Below are 17,818 nucleotides of genomic sequence, written 5' to 3'. Positions count from 1 at the left end.
CTCGTGAGGGCTGCAGAAGGGATGGTCCTCCTGGACAGGCCATCCGTTGGCCATCGCCGAGATGGAGACCCCGTATCAGCCCCAGCCGGGCCATCCGTACGGGTCGCCGTGCCGACGAACGTACCGGCGCAGGCTCAGCCGCTTAACCGGCCCGAGGCTCCGTCGGCGGCCATCATCCGGATGCAGCGCTTCACGGCACGCGGCGGCGAAGCTCTGCACCTTCTCCTTCGCGTGGTCCCAGAGCTCAACGATGTTCTTGCGCTGATGGTGAGGCCGCCCCAGTTCGAGCCACCAGGCCAGTTCGTCCAGCTGCCACGCATTGAGGCACTCGGCGGCACTCATCGCGGCGTCGGCCCCGCCTCAGGACTCTCAACGACGACCGCGCCCACCGTCGCCCCAATGTCGTCGTGAAGTGCCTGAGCCTGCGCTACCCGCTCCTTCGCCCTGTCCACGTCCAACTCCGGGTCGGGGACGTTTTACAGTCCCCCGTTGATTGGTGAACGGGTCGAGCCCGGAGCGTGGTGCTCCGGGCTCGATGGTGTTCTGTTCCCTCCGCTGGGCTGGTGCACGGCGGAGGGAGGGCGGGCTAGAGGGTGCCGGTGATGGCGGTGGTGCCGAGGGTTCCGGTCACGCCCTGGAGGGTGACCGTGGTGGTCGGGGTCCAGGTGCGGTCGGCGTGGCGGATGATGTGGATGAGCTTGTTGTCGCTGGTGGTGGCGGTGAGCTGCAGCTCGCCGTCGACGTGCGCGGCGCCGAGCGACTTGACGGTGACCGTGCCGAGGTAGCCCTTCAGGTCACCGAAGGGGGCCCAGGTCCGGTCCGCGTTGCGGACGGTGTGGTACTGGCGGGTGCCGTTGTCGGTGGCGATGACGATCTGCGCGTCGCCGCCGGTGCCGGCCATGCTCACCGAGGTGATGGGGCCGGTTACGCCTGCGGCGCTGGCGACGTTGCCCCAGCTGCTCCACTGCCCGGCGGTGTTGCGGATGGTGTGGAAGGCCTTGCCTCCGCTGACCGCTATGAGCTGCAGCTCGCCGCCGACGCTGGCGGTCGCGGCGGTGGTCACGGTGCCGATCGGGCCGACGGCGCCGGCGACGTCACCGAAGGAGGTCCACTGCCCGGTGGCGTTGCGCAGGGTGTGGAAGACCTTGCCGTTGGCGACGGCCACGACGTGGAGGCCGTTGCCGATGGAGACGGCCGAGACCTGGGTGACGTTGCTGAGGACGCCGGCTACGGCGTTGACGTCACCGAAGTTCCCCCAGGTGCCGTCGGCCTTGCGGATGGTGTGGTAGATCTTCCCGTCGCCGCCGAGGGCCACGACGTGGGTGTCGGCGTTGATGCCGGCCGCGGCGGCCGTGCGGACGCCGCCGATGCTCGTCGCCTTGGTCTGGACGTCGGTGAACCCGGTCCAGGAGCCGTCGGCCAGACGGATGCCCTGGTAGAGGCTGGTGCCGGCCTGCACGAGGGTCTCGGTCTTCCAGCCGGGAGCGAGCGCGCGGGCCTGCACCATCCACTCGCCGAGGTCGTCGACCCGGCTCGCGAACGCTCCGGTGCGGGTTTCGCCGCTGCCCAGGCAGCCGCCCTGCCAGGACCGGCCGACGACGCCGACGAGGGAGTACGTGTTGACTCCGGTGTGGCGAAGCGCCGGACCGCCGCCGTCGCCCGCGCACACGGTCGCATCGGCCGGCGTGGCGGCCGTGAGGTCGAAGCCGGTCGCCTCGACTGTCCCGGCGGTGAACGTCGCGTCATGGCGGGAGGAGGGAACCCACTCGGTCTTGGTACGCCCGAAGCCGACGACCGTCAGCTGCTGACCCGCAGCGGGCCCGCCGGAGACGAGAGGGACCGGACTGATGCTGGTCGTCGGCGTCGCGAGGCGGGCCATGACCAGGTCCCGGTCAGGGTGCGGTACCAGCTGCGCGATGTCGCTGGTGTGACCACCCGCCAGGAAGAGGTGCGGCTTGCCGAGCACAACGGTGGTCTTGTCCTTGGGCGCCCCAGCCGTGACGGTGTTGCTCTCGGCGGGGTTGTCGGCGAAGCAGCTCTTGGCCGAGATGACCCACTGCGGGTCGACCAGCGCGGCGGAGCAGGTGCGCTTGGCGTCCCCGATGGTCAGCTTGCCGTTGAAGGCGAGCCCGGAGATGTCGGCGGACGCGCCGGGCGGCGTGGTGGCAGTGGTGCCGGTGACGCGCATTTCGAGCAGGACTGCCTCGGCCTGCTCGGCGCCGGCTTCGCCGAAGCCCTTGCCGGTGTTGGCGGGGAAGTCGAGGGTCTTCTGCTCGTCCTTGACGGAGATGCTGGCCTTCACCGACCGCTCGTAGGTCTGGATCCGGTAGGCGCCGGGGATGTTCACCGTCAGGAAGCCGGTGCCGCGCGGGGCGGCGAAGCACATGCGCTCCTCGTCCAGCTTGATGCCGCGGGCCCAGATCTTGATCTGGTACGGGCCGGAGCAGGAGGTGTAGGTGATGCCGCCGTCACCGCGGATCAGCCTTGCACCGGTCTCGGCGAAGACCTGGTCGCTGTTGGGGTAGGAGCCGTCCTCGTAGACGAACGGGGCGCCGGCGTTGGCCGTCGGCTCGCCTTCGGCGAAGGCGAGAGGAGTTGCGGTCCCCAGCAGGACAGCAGCGGTCGCGGTGGCGGCGGGCAGCCACCAGCGTGTACGCAAAGCCATGAGTTCGCTTTCTAAAAGCGCACCCCGGAGACGATCCGGGAATGCCGTTGAAGCGTTGCCGGGCATGCCGGCAACGCAAGAGGGACCCTGCCGCTTCATCGCGGTTCGGGAAGATCGCCTGGGGGGCCGCCGAGGAGCATAACCACGAACAGCCCGACCGTGAAACGCGGGGCCCTGGACGGATCGTCAAACCCGCCCAGGGCCTCACAGGGCCGATGTCACCCCAGGAGATAGCGGTGTGCACTGACGACGAAGGGCCCGTGTCCGAAAGCCGAGCTGAGATTCTTCAGCCGGGTGTAATCGGGCAGGTTCAGGTTGCAGCCGAAGCGGCCCAGAGCGTGAAGCAGGAAGCGGAACCCCAGCTCAGGGCAGACCAGAGTGACGCACCGCTCGACGGCCAATCGGGTAGCCAAAGCCAGCCCGCTGTCATCAGCGCGGGCCCGGTCCAGGAGCCCGGTCACGCCGAGCACCTCCGGAACCAGCCGCTGATGCTCAGCCGCCACCGTGCCCGTCGGCTCAGGTGAGCACCCTGGGAGTTCCGCCCACTGCGCTTCCCTGGCGCCGCGCGCGACGGCGAGTCGGGTCACGGCTTCCAGAAGGCGGTGGAGCCAGGCCCGCTCAGCCCCGTCGAACGTGGGTGAGGCGCCGAGCGGATCCCCCAGCGCTCCCCACAGCCGACCCAGTTCCTCACCGGAGAGCGGCGAGGAGACAAGTCGCTGCAGGTCCTCGATCAGCAGGATCGGAAAGGCAGGGTCACCTGTCGGCCCCAGGTAACTGAGGGCGTGGTCAATCGGGTCACTGGCGTACCGGCTCCAGTCATTGTGGTATGACGAGCCGAGCGCGGTCACCCCGAAATCGTCATCCACCCAATCGCGGTGCAAGACTGGCGAGTGCATTCCGCCGCTCCTTACAGGGGGTATGTGGTCAAGACGTAATAGCCGCCGGGCTTGTAGCCCTTCTTGGGGGCGATGATGACGATGAACTCGTTACTGGTTGTCGGATAGTAGTTCCCGAGATGGTCGACACTGTCACCCAGGGATCCTGATCCGTACTTCCCCTTGAGTGACAGTTTCTGGGGCCCACCTTTACCCGCCTTGATGACGAATTGACGGATCCTTTCCGCCACTTCTGGATTTGCTACGAGATCGTCTACCGCCTTCTGGGCGGTTGCAAGGTCCGTCCAGCGGGAATTACGGGCAGGCGCGCCGTTTTGATCGTCCGACTTCTTCTTGGCGAGGCGCTTCATCTCTGCAAGGTCCGGGGTGACGTGCTCCTTGATGGTGTGCGCTTCGGGCACTGCCTTCTCGGCGCGGGCGAGGTCAGTGCAGTTGTGGACCAGGACCGGGGTGGCCTTGGCGAGGACGTAGTAGCTGTGGACGTCGTTGACCGTGAGATCGAAGGCCGGCTGGAACTTCTTCCAGTGGGAGACCTTCGCGATCCGTGCGGTGGCACCGGAGGGCGTGCGGAGGGTGTCTCCGGCCTCCAGGTCGGCGGCGGCGGTCCAGTCTCCGCGGTTCTGGGCCCAGAACGGGTGGTGTCCGGTGGCGGTGAGTGTTCCGCCGCCGTTCTTGGCGTCCAGGGTGACGGTGGTGAAGTCGCGGTCGTCGGGCGTGTGGATGGTGGTCTCGACCCGGCGTGGGCCGGAAACGCCCGTCGTCGGGTCGGTGGCCTGGACCATGTCGCCGACCCGGACCTGCTCGATGGGGCGGGTGGTCCCGTCGCCCATCAGGACGGGTGTGCCGGCGGGGAAGCTGTGCTTGGGCTTGAGGCAGTTGGGAAGGTCGATGTCCCGCTTTCGCAGGTTGTTGAGGGTCTCGAAGAGCTGCTCGGCCTTCTTGGACCATTTGATGGTCTTGGGGACGGCGGCGGCGTATCCGGCGACCGGAATCATCGAGGCGCAGGACAGTCCGGCGTCAATGTATTTGCTGTTGTCGTCGGTGGCATAGCCTTCGATCCCGTAAGCGGCGCAGTTGATGCCATCGGCGATCTCGCCGTATCCGGGAATGAGACCGATGATGTCGAGAGCGAGGTGCCCGAATTCGAGGTAGAACTTCGCCTTCTGATCAGGGGTCGCCGTCATCCACCACAGCACGGCGGCCTGTCCCATTTCCAGGCCGACATCGACGGCTTCCCCGAAGGCGTCCCGGAGCTGGGTGTACTTGCCGTAGGCCTTTTCCCACCATGCCTGCTCGGCAGCCCGCGCCTGTTCAGCGAGGTAGGTGTCGAGGTGCTGCTGGTAGATGGCGGCTGCTTGGGTTGAGTTCTTGCCGGCGTTGATGGCGGACTGGCGTGCGGCTTCGGCCGCAGCGACGGCGGTCGCGGCGTACTCCCGGGCCAGGCCGGCGCTCGCCTCGGCCCAGAGAGCCGATGCGTTGGCGTTGCTCGCGCTGATCTGCGCCTGGCGTTGTGCGTTGCGCGCGGTGGCAGCGTGGCCTGCGGCCTTCTGTGCGGAGGCCTCGGCCTGCGTGGCGGAGGCGTCAGCCTGCTGGGCGTACCCTGCGGCGTTCGCGGCGTAGGTCTGTGCCTGCTCGGCGTAGACCTCAGCCTCGTTCGACGCGTTCAACGCCAGGGCAGCGGTCTTGAGGGCCTCTGCGGCGCGCTGCTGGGCAAGGGCCGCGACCTGCGCGGATCCGGCGATGACGTGCTGGATCTGGGCGACGTGCGAGGCGTTGGCCTGGTCGCGCTGAGCGGCTTTGAACTGGCCCCGCTCGATGAAGGCCTGCCGGGAGGGCGCGGGGCTCTCCAGCGCGATCTCCGCATACGCCTTGACCTCCGGCCCGCCGTTCTCGGCCAGGTAGGCCACGGTGACCTGGTTGTCGCTGTGGCGGGCGGAGTACTGGATGGTGGTGAGGAAGTCGAGCAGAGGCTGGTAGCCGATGTCGTTGATCGCCTTCTCAGCGGCGCTCTTGACGGCCGGGCCGCCGGCCTCGCCGATCCGCGCGACCTCGACGCGCAGGTCGGAGGCAGCGGCCGAGTACTGGCCGACTTCCAGGAAGGCGTGGATCTGTGCTGCGTCACCGGCCAGGGCCGCTTCGGCACCGGTGATCACGGCCTCGTGCTCGGAGTTCTGCGCCAGGGAACGCACCTGGTCCCGCTCGTCCTGCTGGAAGGCGGAGCGCCATCCATTCCGGGCGTACTCGACCACCACGGCGTTGTCCGCGGAGGCCAGTGCCCCTTCGGCGGCGGCCTTGCTCCAGGTGCCCTGGGTCTCAAGCGCCGCCAGCGCCAGCTTCCGCCCGGTCGCCGCGATCACGGCGTCGTCCGCGGCCGGCTGTGCGGCATCCTGCGACAGGCGGGCGAAGTCGGCCTGCAGGTTGTCGGACTCGGCTGCGGCCTTCTTGCTCTCGGCGATGGTGGCGTCGTAAGCGGCCTTCGCGTCCTTTGCCTGGTTGATGCCGGTCGCCTTGCGAGCAGCCAGTTCCTCGGCCTCGGCCTTCCGGGCCAGGTCGTGGATTTCCTTGGCCTTCGCCACCGCTGCCACGGCCTCGTTGGCGCGCAGTAGGGCGGCGTCGGCGTGAGCCTTCGACTCGTTCGCGGCCTCCTTGGAACCGGCCGCGTACTGACCGGCCTTCATCGCGGCATCGGCGGCATTACGGGCATGCTGGGCCGCAGAGCGCGCGAAGTCCCGGGCCACACGGGCCTGACGGGCGGCGTCGGCCGCATGGCCAGCCGCCGCGTTCGCGGCACGGGTGGCCTCGGCGGCATGCCGACGGGCGGCCGCGGCAGCAGCGCGCGCCTCGTCCGACGAGGCGCCTGCTTCCTCCGCGTAGCCACTGGCCTCATCCGCTGCAACAGCGGTGGCGTCGGCGTTGGCAGCCGAGGAAGCGGCAGCGCGAGCAGCAACAGCCGAGGCGTCACCGGCGATCGCCGCCCGGTCCGCTGCGTTCGCCGCGGACTCCGCCGCCTCCGCCGCCTTCAGAGCCTGCGCGGACAGCGCTTCGTCGCGCTTGCCGTTGGCGGCGCTGTTCAAGGCGTTGGTGGCAGCACGAGCGGCACCCGCAGCCGCGTTCGCCGCGGCGTTGGCCGCGGCAGCGGCCACCTGGGCCGCCGCGTTCGCGGAACGCGAAGCCGAGATGGCGGCCTGCGCGGCCTGTGCGGCCTTGCGAGTGGACTCCGCCGCCCGCCGAGCTGCTTCGGCCGCCCGATCGGCATCGCTCTTGGCAGCCGAGGCTTCCTGAGCGGCCCGCTGGGTCTCCTCCTTGGCCAGGCGGGCGAGCGTGATCGCCTTGTCCGCGGCCTCCTTCGCGGCCTTGCTCTCCCGCTCCGCCGCATCAGCGGCCCCGTTGGCCTGCTGGGCGAGCTCCGTAACCGAGGCGTACTCCTGGTCCTGCGCCCGGGCCACGTACTGACCGAAGCTCAGGAAGTCGCGGACATCCTGGATAGAGCCGTTGAGAGCCGCGCTCGCACCGGCTCGTACCTTCGGCCCGCCCGCGGTCTCGAGCTGGGCCACTCGTACGCGGGCGTCGGAGTCCCGCTTCTTGTACTGCCCCTCGCTCAGGAACTCCCGCACCGCCTCGATGTCCGAGTTCAGTGCGGCTTCCGCGGCGGCATGCAGGGCTCGGCCGCCGGTCTCGCCGATGGCGGCTGCCTGGACCCGCTGGTCCTGGGCCAGGGGCGCCTTCCACCCCTCCTTCAGGAACGCGTCCAGCTGCTCGGGCGTACCCGCGAGGGCTGCTTCGGCTGCCTTGCGGACGGCCGGCCCGGCGTCGGCGACGACCTGGAGTGCGGCCTCGCGGTCATCGAGGTTCTCCGCGATCGCCCGGCCCTTCTCCAGGAACGCGCGGATGTCGGAGTCCGAGCCCGTCATGGCCGCCCCGGCGGCTGCCTTCGTCGCGGGCCCGCCGCTCTTCCAGGTGGCCAGGACCTGACCCCGCTCGCTCACCTCAGGCTCCGCAGCCGCCGCCGGCGCTGCCGACACCAGTCCGGACAGCAGGCCAAGAGTCAGCACGCCGCCTGTTGCCTGTCGAAGCGGGCGCCACCCCCGATCCCTCAGCCCCCAGAGACTTCTTGCTCGACGCACGAAAAGTTTCCCCTCAAATACGTGGATCGCCGAACGTGCGCATGACGAAGTCGGCCAGGTGGTCACCTGGCCGGCACGGCGCGGTTCGCCGGGCATGCCGCACAGCCGCACAGCCGGCCGCCGCCCCAGACGCTCCCCAGGCCAGGCGACGGCGGCCTATCCCCTCCAGGCTTCCTTGCCCAAGGTGCAGCTCGACGTTCAGTAAGAAGGGACTAAGCAAGCCCCCGCATGGTTGTACCGAGATCGAAATTTTTCAGCACATCAGTCCACCCGCCGGAAACCATCCAGGCTCACCACGGGCTTCGACTGAGCGCGGGACTCCCATGGGGTGGCAGTAGGTCCCCCATCTCCCCGGGCATGGCGCTCGACGCCCCACCCGACTCGGCCAGCGCTGAGGCCGACAAGGACGGGTGAACCCCCGGTGCCAGCGCGCATTACGGACACCTACGCGACGCATCCGCACAGTTCAGAGGCCATCCAGCCAAATCGACGACCTTGCGTTCGTAGCGTCGGCGGCAGCCGGCGAGCCAGGCCATGGTGCGTTCGATGGTCCAGCGATGACGGCCCAGCCGCGGGAGAATGCCCTTCACCAGCGGGATCAGAGCCTGGCTGTCGTGCAGGTTCGCCGCCGAGATCCCGACAGAGATGGGCCCGTCCGCTCGGTGATCAAGTGAATCTTCGAGCCGTACTTGCCCCGGTCCTCAGGGGTCGGACCTGTCAGGTCCCCCTTTTCATCGTCCGCATGTTCACCGAGTCGATCGCACAGCGGGACCAGTCCAGCTCGCCTCGGGCCCCGAGCTCGTCGAGGACCAGACGGTAGAGCTTGGCCCACACCCTGGCCTTCGTCCACTCGGCGAAACGCCGGTGGGCCGTCGCTCCCGATGGCCCGAACGACGCGGATGGCAGCTGCTACCACGTGCAGCCCGACGTGGCCACGAACACGATCGCGGCCAGCACTTCCCGGTCGTTGTGCCGACGCTGGCCACCGCCCTGGGGGCGCGAAGGAGCCTCCGGCACCACCCGTTGGAACAGTTCCCACAACTCGTCCGGCACCAGCCGTTCAACGATCCCCACCACAGCCCGCAGCCTATCGACCGACCAAATGAGATGACCTCTAAGGCCGTTCCTGTTCCCGTTCCTGATCCTGTTCCTGTTGTCGGACTCTGGCGAGCAGCGCTTCGTACGCGGGGCGGCGGTCCGGACGGGCGTGGGAGGCTGCGCGGCGCAGCGAGGGGACCGACGCCGGGCCGGCGTGCAGCAGGGCCTCCTCCGCCGATCGTCGCACCGTGGGGTGCCCGTGGTCGAGGAGTGCGACGAGCGCGGGGACCGCCGGTCGCCAGCGCGCCCGGGACAGCACCCGGATCGCGCCGCGCACCACGTCGGGCCGCGCGTCGCCGAGCAGGATCTCGGTCAGCCGGAGGTGAGTGTCCCGGTCGAGCAGCGCGCGCGATGTGCGGTGCGCGTGGAGCCGTACGCCGGTGTCGCGATGCGACAGCAGCTCGCGCAGGGCTGCTTCGAGGTCCGTCCCTTCGGTGCCGGCGGGGTGCTCGGTCAGATGGGACAGCGCGCGGCGGATGCGCCGGGGCTCGGCCGACCGCAGCAGGGCCGTCAGCGCGGCGGCCGTCGGCGCGGGGGTGACCGAGGTGCGCGGGTCCGGGAGCGGGGCGCGCTCGCGGAGGGCGTGGAGCGCGGCCGTCTGCCGGTCGGCCTCTTCCGGGCCGCGCAGTGGTCCGTCGACGAGGACGAGCCCGGCCCCGGGGTGGCGCTCGTCGAGCCGGGTGAGCGCCGGGGTGCGCAGCAGCGGACGGTCGGCGAGCAGGTCGAGCAGGCCCGTCGCACCGGTGGCGATACGGCTCTCCAGGTGGAGGGCCAGGGCGTCGGCGGGTACGCGCCGCAGGGCGGCGGAGGCGTCGGCCCGTACGGTCTCCGGTCCGTGCTCCCACAGGCGCAGGAGGACGGGTGTCAGCGGCTCGAGCCGCCGGGCGTCGAGGCCCGCCGCGATCCGGGCGACGCGGTCGGCGTGCCTCCCGTCGCCGAGCAGGGCTTCCGGGCCGGCTTCCGACAGCGCGAGTCCCAGCGTGCTCCGGAGCCCGTCGGGGACGTCCACCCGGCCGCGCAGGTACGCGTCGAGCACGGCGGCGCGCGTGTCCGGCTCCGGCCAGGCCAGAAGCGTCCGCGCCGCCGTGGTCCGCCGATCCGGGACGTCGGAGCCCAGCATGGCGAGCAACCGCTCCCGCTGCGCCCCGGAGCGGGGCTGGTCCAGGTCGGTGACGTGGACGCGGCGCGGCGCGGGCCCTGAGGCGGCGGTCCGTGCGGTCTCCGCCAGGGTCCATGGCGGGGCGCCAAGGGGCTGAAGGTCCGTCATCCAGTCGACGAGCGCGGCTCGTACGTCCGGGGGCGCGTCGGCCTGGACCTCGGTCAGCGCGGCGAGCAGCTCACGCGAGTCCGCTGCGGCGGGCCGCTTGCGGTAGGCGTCGAGCGTTTCCCTCTCCCGTACCGCTGAGGCGAGTTCGACGTACCACGGTGGGCGGCCCTGTGGCGCATCGACGCCGAACGTCTCCCGGAGCAGCCGTACGCGGGCGGCCTCCGGGTCGGGGGCCAGGGCGGTGGCCGCCAGTTCGCGGTCGAGGTCGGCGCGGACGACGACCGCGCCGGCGAGCCGGAGGAGGGGCAGGGTGGAGCGGCGGCCGGGCCGTCGGGGCGGCAGTGCGCGCACGGCGGCGGTGACCTGGGTGGCGACGGGTGGACGCAGGTGCGGTACGACCGTTTCCAGGACCTCGATCAGTGCGTCCCTGTGCTCCGCCTCGGCCTCGGTCAGGCCGTCGAGGAGCACCGTGACGTGCCGCGTGAACGCCGCGCGCTCGTGCGGCTCCCACGGGCCGGGGCAGATCCCGGTGACCAGCACCGCCAGGACCGCCCGGCGCGCGGGCGGCGAGCCGACGGCGAGTGCGAGCCAGTCGGCGAGGTACGCCCGCAGGGCACGCAGCCGTACGACCCACCCGTCCGCGCTCGGGCCTGCGGCGGCATCCGCGTGCCGGGCGAGGAGACGGAGGGCGGTGTCCGGGTCCCAGCCGTGTTCTGTCAGGCGGCGGAGGTCCGCCTCGTCCTGGTCCGGGCCGGGCCCTTCGGAGAGGGCGGCCAGGAGCCGGGCGCGGATCTCGTGGTCGGTCTCGCGGGCCGCCGTGTCGGTGATCGTGGCGTACAGGGTGTCGCCGAGCAGGGCCCTGAGGGCGTCGAGGAGCAGGGCGCGCAGGCCCGGGTTGTCGTCGCGCCCGAGGCGGTGGAGCAGATGCGGTACGGCCCGGGCCGTACCGGCGGTGGCGAGGGCGCGGGCCGCCGTCTTGCGGACGTTCATGACGGGGTGGCCGAGGCAGCGGGCGATCGTGTCCGACGCCCATCGGGCCCCGGCGTCACCGAGGGCGGCCAGGGTCTGGCGTACGGTCTGGGGGTCCCGGTCCGGACCGGTCAGCGCGATCAGCGTCGCGGACACGGCTTCGACACCGTCGCCCGTGGTGTCCCGGGCGAGCAGGGCGACGACGTGCTTGCGTACGTGACGGTCGGGGTGGCGCAGGAACCGGTGCAGCCGGGAGCGGATCCGCCGGTGCGGGGCGTGCGGCAGGTCGAGCACCATGCGGAGCAGGACCCGCTGTTCGCCCGCGGTGAGGTCGGGACGGTCCAGCAGGTCGAGGGCCAGGTCCGCGGCGAGGGCCTGCCCTGCGGCCTCGGCGTCGGGGGCGTCCAGGAGGCAGACCGGCCGGATACGGCCGCGCGCGTGCAGCCGCCGCCCGAGGCCGGTCAGCGCGTCCAGGGCCTCCTGCGGCACGGCCGGTTCCGCGTCGGGCACGGTCCCCGCGCCGCCGGGTTCCCAGGCCGCCGCGAGGTCATGGGAGATCCGCAGGAGCAGGTCGGCGAGGACGGACAGGGTGCCAGGACTCCCGAACGCGGCGAGGCGGCACAGGGCGGCGACGGGCTGCGCCGGGTCCAATCGGGCGGTGAGCAGGGCCAGTTCACGCTCGTCCGGACCACCGAGGTCGGCGACCACCCGGGCGGGCAACGCACCGGCATCGACGCTGACGAGCAGCCGCCGCCGTGTCTCTGGATCACGGGCAAGCAGCCAGACCAGCTCCAGGGCCCGGTGCTGCAGGCCCCGCAGGGCACCCTCGACGCGGGCCGGCGGGGGCACGGCGGGAGCGGGGGCGGGTTGGGGGTGCGTCACCGCTGGTGCGACGGGTTCCTCGGATAGAGGGGCGACAGGCTCCCCGGCTCGCGAGGCCGCGCGCTCGGCGGGGCCGACTGGTTTCCCTGCTCGCAAGGGGATCGGCTCGGTGGGTGCCACGGCGTCGAGGCCCAGGGCTTCCGCCAGGACGCGGACCGTGCGGTCGCCGCCGATCGCCTCCAGCGCGCCGAGCGCGTCGGCGGGTGCGTGTGGGAGGGCGGCGAGGACGGCGTCCTCCGTCTCCGGGGCGGACAGGGCGCGCAGGGCGCGCAGGAACGGGCCCGGCGCGGACGCGTACGACAGGGCGCGGGCGATCTCCGCGGCCACCGGCAGACCCCCGACGCCCTGGCCGTCCAGGGCGACGAGCAGGTCGAGCCTGCGGGGCCAGCCGGGGTCGTCGGGCGTTGTGTCGACAAGCAGACGCAGTACCTCGCGCCGACCGGTGAAGAGGACCGTCGCCACGGTGCCGGCCGGGACCGTGTGGTCGGCGAGGGCGAGCGCCAGCACGGCCGGGACGTCCGCGTCGGTGACGAAGTGACCGCGCCGGTGCATCGCGCGCAGGCAGTCCACCGCCGGCCCGCCGAGCAGCAGCGGGTCCCGCCGGGCGAGCGCGAGGATTCCGGGCACGTCGTCGCGCGGCGCGGTCCCGCCGTACAGGGCGAGGGCGCGCCGCCGTACCCGTGGCGGCTGGTCCGGGTCCGCGGCCGCGGCCCGCAGCAGTTCGCCGTGCCCGTGGGCGGCGGCCGTGGTGAGCGCGGCGTCGCCGGTGGCGCGCCCGAGGAGCCCGGTCAGCCGGGCGGAAGGCAGTGGTTCCACCGCGGCCCAGGGCTCGGCGAGTTCGGCGAGCGCGCCGGTCACCACGGTGTCGGCGGCCGAATCGAGGAGCCCGGTCAGCACCTCACGCACGAAGGCGGACCCGAGGACCCCCGCGCGCAGGCCGTCCCGGGCCAGCCGCAGCGCCTCGCCCTCAAGGACCGCGTCGCCGGTGCCGGTCAACGCTTCGACGAGCGCCGCCGGGTGCGCGGCAGCGCCGGCATCCGTGCCCCGGACGGCCTGGTAGAGCGGCTCCCCGCGGTCCTCGCGGAGCAACGCGGAGGGATCCCGTACGAGTTCCGCCCGCAGCAGCGCGACCCGCACCGGCGGCACCAGCACGTCGGCCGGCCAGGCACGCCACGAGGGCAACGGCCCGCCCCCGAGGGCGGCACCGGCGAGCGCGAGCGCCTCCTCGGGGCTCGCGGGCACGTGGGGGCCCGGGGAGCCGGGGCGGGTCGGCGTCGCGGGCGGCATCGTGGTCACCACCGGATCGTACGGTCCGCAGCTGAGCGTCCGACGGGTGCGGGCGCCCCACATCAGTGTCCACGGTGTCCTCGGAGTGACGGCGGGTCGCACGCCGGCCACTCGACCGAGCCTGCCCGTACCGGTCGTTGCTCGTCGCGCACGGGGCCGCACCCCGGAGCCAACGCGGTGACGAAGCCCGGCTGATCGCCCGGGCGTCATCGCCCCCGACCGTCGTCGGGCGGAACCCGTGGGCACCTTCCCGGTGAGCGGGAACCGCCCGCTGCGCCGCGGGCCCCTCCCTGGCAGGCTCCGGTCCGCCGGGGTCGCCGCCCGCGCCCCGGCCGAGGGGCGGGGGCCGCAGGGAGGACGTGACGGATCATGAGGGGCGCGCATACGGTCGCTCGGCTCGCGGACTGGGCCGCGGAGCGGTACGGGGACGAGGAGGCCCTCGTCTTCGGCGGGGAGCGGTGGACGTTCGCCGGGCTGCGGGACCGGGTGGACCGGGTGGCGCGCGCGGTGATGGCGCGGGGGGTGCGCCCGGGTGACGCGGTCGCCGTGTGGGCGCCCAACAGCGCCCGGTGGGTGGCGGCCGCTCTCGGCGCGGTGGCGGCGGGCGGGGTGCTGGTCCCGGTGAACACCCGCTACAAGGCGTCCGAGGCCGCCGACATCCTGCGCCGCTCCCGTACCCGGCTCCTGTTCACCGAGCACGACTTCCTGGGCACGGACTACCGGGCGCTGCTCGCCGCGTCGGGGGAGAGCCTCCCGCTGCTCGACTCGACGGTGACGCTGCACTCCGGTGACTGGTCGCGGTTTCTCGCGGGCGGGGACGCGGTGACCGGGGAGGAGCGGAGCTCCCGTACCGCCGCCGTCCGTCCCTCCGACACCGCCGACATCCTCTTCACCTCCGGCACCACCGGTCGCCCCAAGGGCGTCCCCGCCACCCACGCGCAGAACCTGGGCGTCTACGACGCCTGGGCCCGTACGGTCACCCTCCGGCGCGGCGACCGCCACCTCCTGGCCAACCCGTTCTTCCACACCTTCGGCTACAAGGCCGGGGTCCTCGCCTGTCTGCTGCACGGGGCCACGATCGTCCCCGAGCGGGTCTTCGACGCGGAGACCGTCCTGGAGAGGATGCAGGACGAGCGGATCTCCGTCCTGACCGGTGCGCCGACCGTCTTCACCTCGCTGATCCACCACCCCGGGCGCGAGGCGTACGACCTGACGTCGATGCGGATGGCGGTCACGGGCGCGGCGAACATTCCCACCGCGCTGATCGAGCAGATCAGGACGCACCTCGGCGCGCGGAGCGTCAACACCGCGTACGGACTGACCGAGTCGACGGGGGTGGTGGCCATCTGCCCGCCGCACGAGTCGTCCGAGACCCTGGCCCGTACGTCCGGGACCGCCCTGAAGGGCACGGAGCTGCGCGTCGACGCGCCGCCCGGGGAGCCGGGCGAGATCCTCACCCGCGGCTACCACGTGATGCACGGCTATCTCGACGATCCCGAGGCCACCGCCCAGGCCGTCGACGCGGACGGCTGGCTGCACACCGGGGACGTCGGCGTCCTCGACGAGCGCGGCTTCCTGCGGATCACCGACCGGCTCAAGGACATGTTCGTGGTGGGCGGGTTCAACGTGTACCCGGCCGAGGTGGAGCAGGTCCTGCGCGGTCACCCCGCCGTCCTGGACGCGGCGGTCGTGGGCGCGCCCGACGCGCGGCTCGGAGAGGTCGGCGTCGCCTACTGCGTACCGGCGGCCGGGGCCCGGATCGACGCGGCGGAACTGACCGCGTACACCCGCGAGCGGCTGGCCAACTTCAAGGCCCCGCGTGCCTTCCGTTCCCTCCCGGCGCTCCCCCACAACGCGGCGGGCAAGGTCGACAAGGGCGCTCTGCGACGGTTCGCGGAGAACACGATCACCGGATGAGGAGAGCAGACACGTGAACGACAGCATCACCGAGCCCGCCGGCAGCGACGTCGACGTCGTCGTCGTCGGCGCGGGCGTCACCGGCCTGTACGCCGTGCACAGGCTGCGCGGTCTCGGCTACCGCGTGCGGGGCGTCGAACGTGGGGACGACGTGGGCGGCGTCTGGTACTGGAACCGCTACCCGGGCGCCCGCTGCGACGTGGAGTCCGTGGACTACTCGTACTCCTTCGACGAGGAGCTCCAGCAGGAGTGGGACTGGAGCGAGAAGTACGCCGCGCAGCCGGAGATCATGCGGTATCTGGCCCATGTCGCCGACCGCTTCGACCTGCGCCGCGGCTACACCTTCGCCACCTCGGTCACCTCGGCGGAGCTGGACGAGGAGACCCTGCGCTGGACGGTCCGCACGGACCGCGGTGAGGTGATCTCGGCGCGGTTCTGCGTGTTCGCGGTCGGATGCCTCTCCAGTACGCACATACCGCACGTTCCGGGGGCCGGGGAGTTCACGGGAGCGACGTACCACACGGGCGCGTGGCCGCACGAGGGCGTCGACTTCACCGGGCTGCGCGTCGGCGTGATCGGGACGGGCTCCTCGGGCATCCAGGCCGTCCCGCTGATCGCCGAGCGGGCCGCGCACCTGACCGTCTTCCAGCGGAGCGCCAACTACAGCATCCCCGCCGGGAACGCGCCCCTCGACGAGGAGACGCGCCGCCGGCAGAAGGCCGGGTACGCGGAGCGGCGGCGGCTGTCCCGGATCAGCGGCGGCGGTTCACCGCACGCGGCGCACCCGTCCCGTACGTTCGAGGTGTCCGAGGAGGAGCGGCGAGCGGCGTTCGAGGAGCGCTGGCAGCTCGGCGGCGTCCTGTACTCGAAGACCTTCCCCGACCAGCTCACCGACCTCGCGGCCAACGACGCGGCGCGCGCCTTCTGGGAGGAGAAGGTCCGCGCCCTCGTCGAGGACCCCGCCGCCGCCGATCTGCTCGTCCCCACCGACCACCCGATCGGCACCAAGCGGATCGTCACCGACTCCCACTACTACGAGACGTTCAACCGTGACGACGTGCGCCTCGTGAGCCTGCGGGAGAACGCGATCGAGCGGATCGATCCCACGGGGATCGTGCTCGCGGACGGCAGCCGGGTGGAGCTGGACGCGATCGTGTTCGCGACCGGCTTCGACGCGATGACCGGGGCGATCGACCGGGTGGACGTCCGGGGGCGTGGCGGGCGGAGGCTGAAGGACGTGTGGAGCGAGGGGCCCCGCACCTATCTCGGCCTGGGCGTCGACGGCTTCCCGAACCTGTTCAACCTCACGGGGCCCGGCAGCCCGTCCGTCATGGCCAACGTCGTGCTCTGCGCCGAGCAGCACGGTGACTGGCTCGGCGACTGTCTCAGGTACCTGGACGCGCACGGCTACCGTGCGATCGAGGCGGGCGAGGAGGCCGTCGAGCAGTGGGTGGCCCAGTGCCGCGACCGGGCGGCGGCCACGCTGTTCCCGGCGGCGAACTCCTGGTACCTGGGCGCCAACATCCCCGGGAAGCCGCGGGTGTTCATGCCGTTCATCGGCGGCTTCGGGGTGTACGGGCAGATCATCGCGGACGTCGCGGACTCGGGGTACGAGGGGTTCGAGCTGATCCCGGACTGAGCCGGGTCCCGCGCGGCGCCCCTGCGTAGGAATGCGCCCGGCCCCCACCGGAATCGGTGGGGGCCGGGCGTACGCGTACGTCGTTCCCCGTGCAGTGCCGTACGTCATTTCCCGCGCAGTGCCGTACGCAGCACGGCGAACGCGGTGTCACGGGCCGCGGCCGCCTCGGGCAGGGAGGGGGCCATGGAGAGGAAGCCGTGGAACATCCCGGCGTAGTGGTGGGCCGTCACGGTCACGCCCGCCGTGACGAGGGCCTCCGCGTACGCGAGGCCCTCGTCGCGCAGGGGGTCGAAGCCGGCGGTGACGACGTGGGCCGGCGGGAGCCCGGTGAGGTCCGCGCCGGCCAGGGGGGCCGCATGGGGATGGGTCCTGTCGGCGGGCTCCGGCAGGTACCCGTCCCAGTACCAGCGCAGGTGGTCGGAGGTGAGGAAGCGGCCCTGGCCGTGCTCGCGGTGGGAGGGCCGGGAGCGCGTGGGGTCGAGCATCGGATAGTAGAGGGACTGGCAGGTGACGGCGGGGCCGCCTCGGTCGCGGGCGAGCAGGGTGAGGACGGTGGCGAGGTTGGCGCCCGCGCTGTCCCCGGCGACGGCGATCCTGCGGCCCGGGTATGTCGCCGCCGTCCACCGCAGGGCCGTGTAGGCGTCCTCGGGGGCGGCGGGGAAGGGGTGCTCGGGGGCGCGGCGGTAGTCGACGGAGACGACGACCGCTTCCGTGGCGCGGGCGAGGGCCCGGCAGAAGCCGTCGTGGCTGTCGAGGTCGCAGAGGGCGAAGCCGCCGCCGTGGCAGAACACGATCACGGGGGCGGCCTCATCGGCGCCCGGGTCGTAGACGCGTACGGGCACGCCGTCGGCGTCCTGGCCGGTGACGCGCGCGACGGGCAGCGGGGGCTCGGCGGTCCGGGGACGGGCGGCGAAGAAGGCCCGGACCTCGGCGATGTCCGTCATCTCCGTGCCCAGGCGGGGGAAGTGGGCGGTGGCCAGGTCGATGACGGCCTGGATCTCGGGGCGGGGGCGGGTGAGGTGTCCGCTCGCTTCGGGGCGGGGTTCACCGCCGGGTCCGGTCACGCGTCCGCTC

8 protein-coding genes and 1 pseudogene are annotated in these 17,818 nt (G+C 72.2%); 2 read left to right on the top strand and 7 right to left on the bottom strand.

The annotated features are described in order from the left end of the window. Nucleotides 1-75: 75 nt before the first annotated feature. The 6 genes and pseudogenes from ACZ4VK_RS07100 to ACZ4VK_RS07075 form a co-directional block, all read right to left on the bottom strand. The gene (locus tag ACZ4VK_RS07100; protein WP_468349361.1) at nucleotides 76-342 is read right to left on the bottom strand and encodes a hypothetical protein; all 267 of its coding nucleotides are present in this window, start codon (nucleotides 340-342) and stop codon (nucleotides 76-78) included. 244 nt (nucleotides 343-586) lie between these two features. Further along, on the bottom strand, nucleotides 587-2,665 hold the full coding sequence (locus ACZ4VK_RS07095) for a trypsin-like serine protease (protein ID WP_468349359.1): 2,079 nt from the start codon (nucleotides 2,663-2,665) through the stop codon (nucleotides 587-589). Nucleotides 2,666-2,883: 218 nt separating this feature from the next. Then, nucleotides 2,884-3,561: a hypothetical protein gene (locus ACZ4VK_RS07090; protein WP_468349357.1), complete on the bottom strand. Its 678-nt coding sequence runs from the start codon at nucleotides 3,559-3,561 to the stop codon at nucleotides 2,884-2,886. A gap of 11 nt (nucleotides 3,562-3,572) precedes the next feature. After that, nucleotides 3,573-7,613 (bottom strand): polymorphic toxin-type HINT domain-containing protein, encoded by a 4,041-nt coding sequence (locus ACZ4VK_RS07085; protein ID WP_468349355.1) that lies wholly within the window; start codon nucleotides 7,611-7,613, stop codon nucleotides 3,573-3,575. A 566-nt stretch (nucleotides 7,614-8,179) separates the two neighbouring features. Continuing rightward, nucleotides 8,180-8,762, bottom strand: a pseudogene (locus ACZ4VK_RS07080) (IS5 family transposase); the annotation flags it as partial. Nucleotides 8,763-8,799: 37 nt separating this feature from the next. Further along, nucleotides 8,800-13,188, bottom strand: coding sequence for a HEAT repeat domain-containing protein (locus tag ACZ4VK_RS07075; RefSeq protein WP_468350779.1), 4,389 nt, complete (start codon nucleotides 13,186-13,188; stop codon nucleotides 8,800-8,802). Between the two features lie 369 nt (nucleotides 13,189-13,557). Here ACZ4VK_RS07075 and ACZ4VK_RS07070 point away from each other — a divergent pair, with 369 nt between their 5' ends. Both ACZ4VK_RS07070 and ACZ4VK_RS07065 read left to right on the top strand, forming a co-directional pair. Then, nucleotides 13,558-15,105 (top strand): FadD3 family acyl-CoA ligase, encoded by a 1,548-nt coding sequence (locus ACZ4VK_RS07070; protein ID WP_468349354.1) that lies wholly within the window; start codon nucleotides 13,558-13,560, stop codon nucleotides 15,103-15,105. Between the two features lie 13 nt (nucleotides 15,106-15,118). After that, nucleotides 15,119-16,744 (top strand): flavin-containing monooxygenase, encoded by a 1,626-nt coding sequence (locus ACZ4VK_RS07065; RefSeq protein ID WP_468349352.1) that lies wholly within the window; start codon nucleotides 15,119-15,121, stop codon nucleotides 16,742-16,744. 104 nt (nucleotides 16,745-16,848) lie between these two features. On the opposite strand, the gene ACZ4VK_RS07060 is transcribed toward ACZ4VK_RS07065, so the two are convergent. Continuing rightward, complete coding sequence (locus ACZ4VK_RS07060; RefSeq protein WP_468349351.1) at nucleotides 16,849-17,808, bottom strand: alpha/beta hydrolase; 960 nt, start codon at nucleotides 17,806-17,808, stop codon at nucleotides 16,849-16,851. Between the last annotated feature and the right edge of the window lie 10 nt (nucleotides 17,809-17,818).

The sequence above is a fragment of the Streptomyces sp. NPDC028711 genome (genome assembly GCF_055565415.1).
Note: the sequence above shows the minus strand (reverse complement) of the source record. Positions and strands in the feature narration are given on the sequence as shown.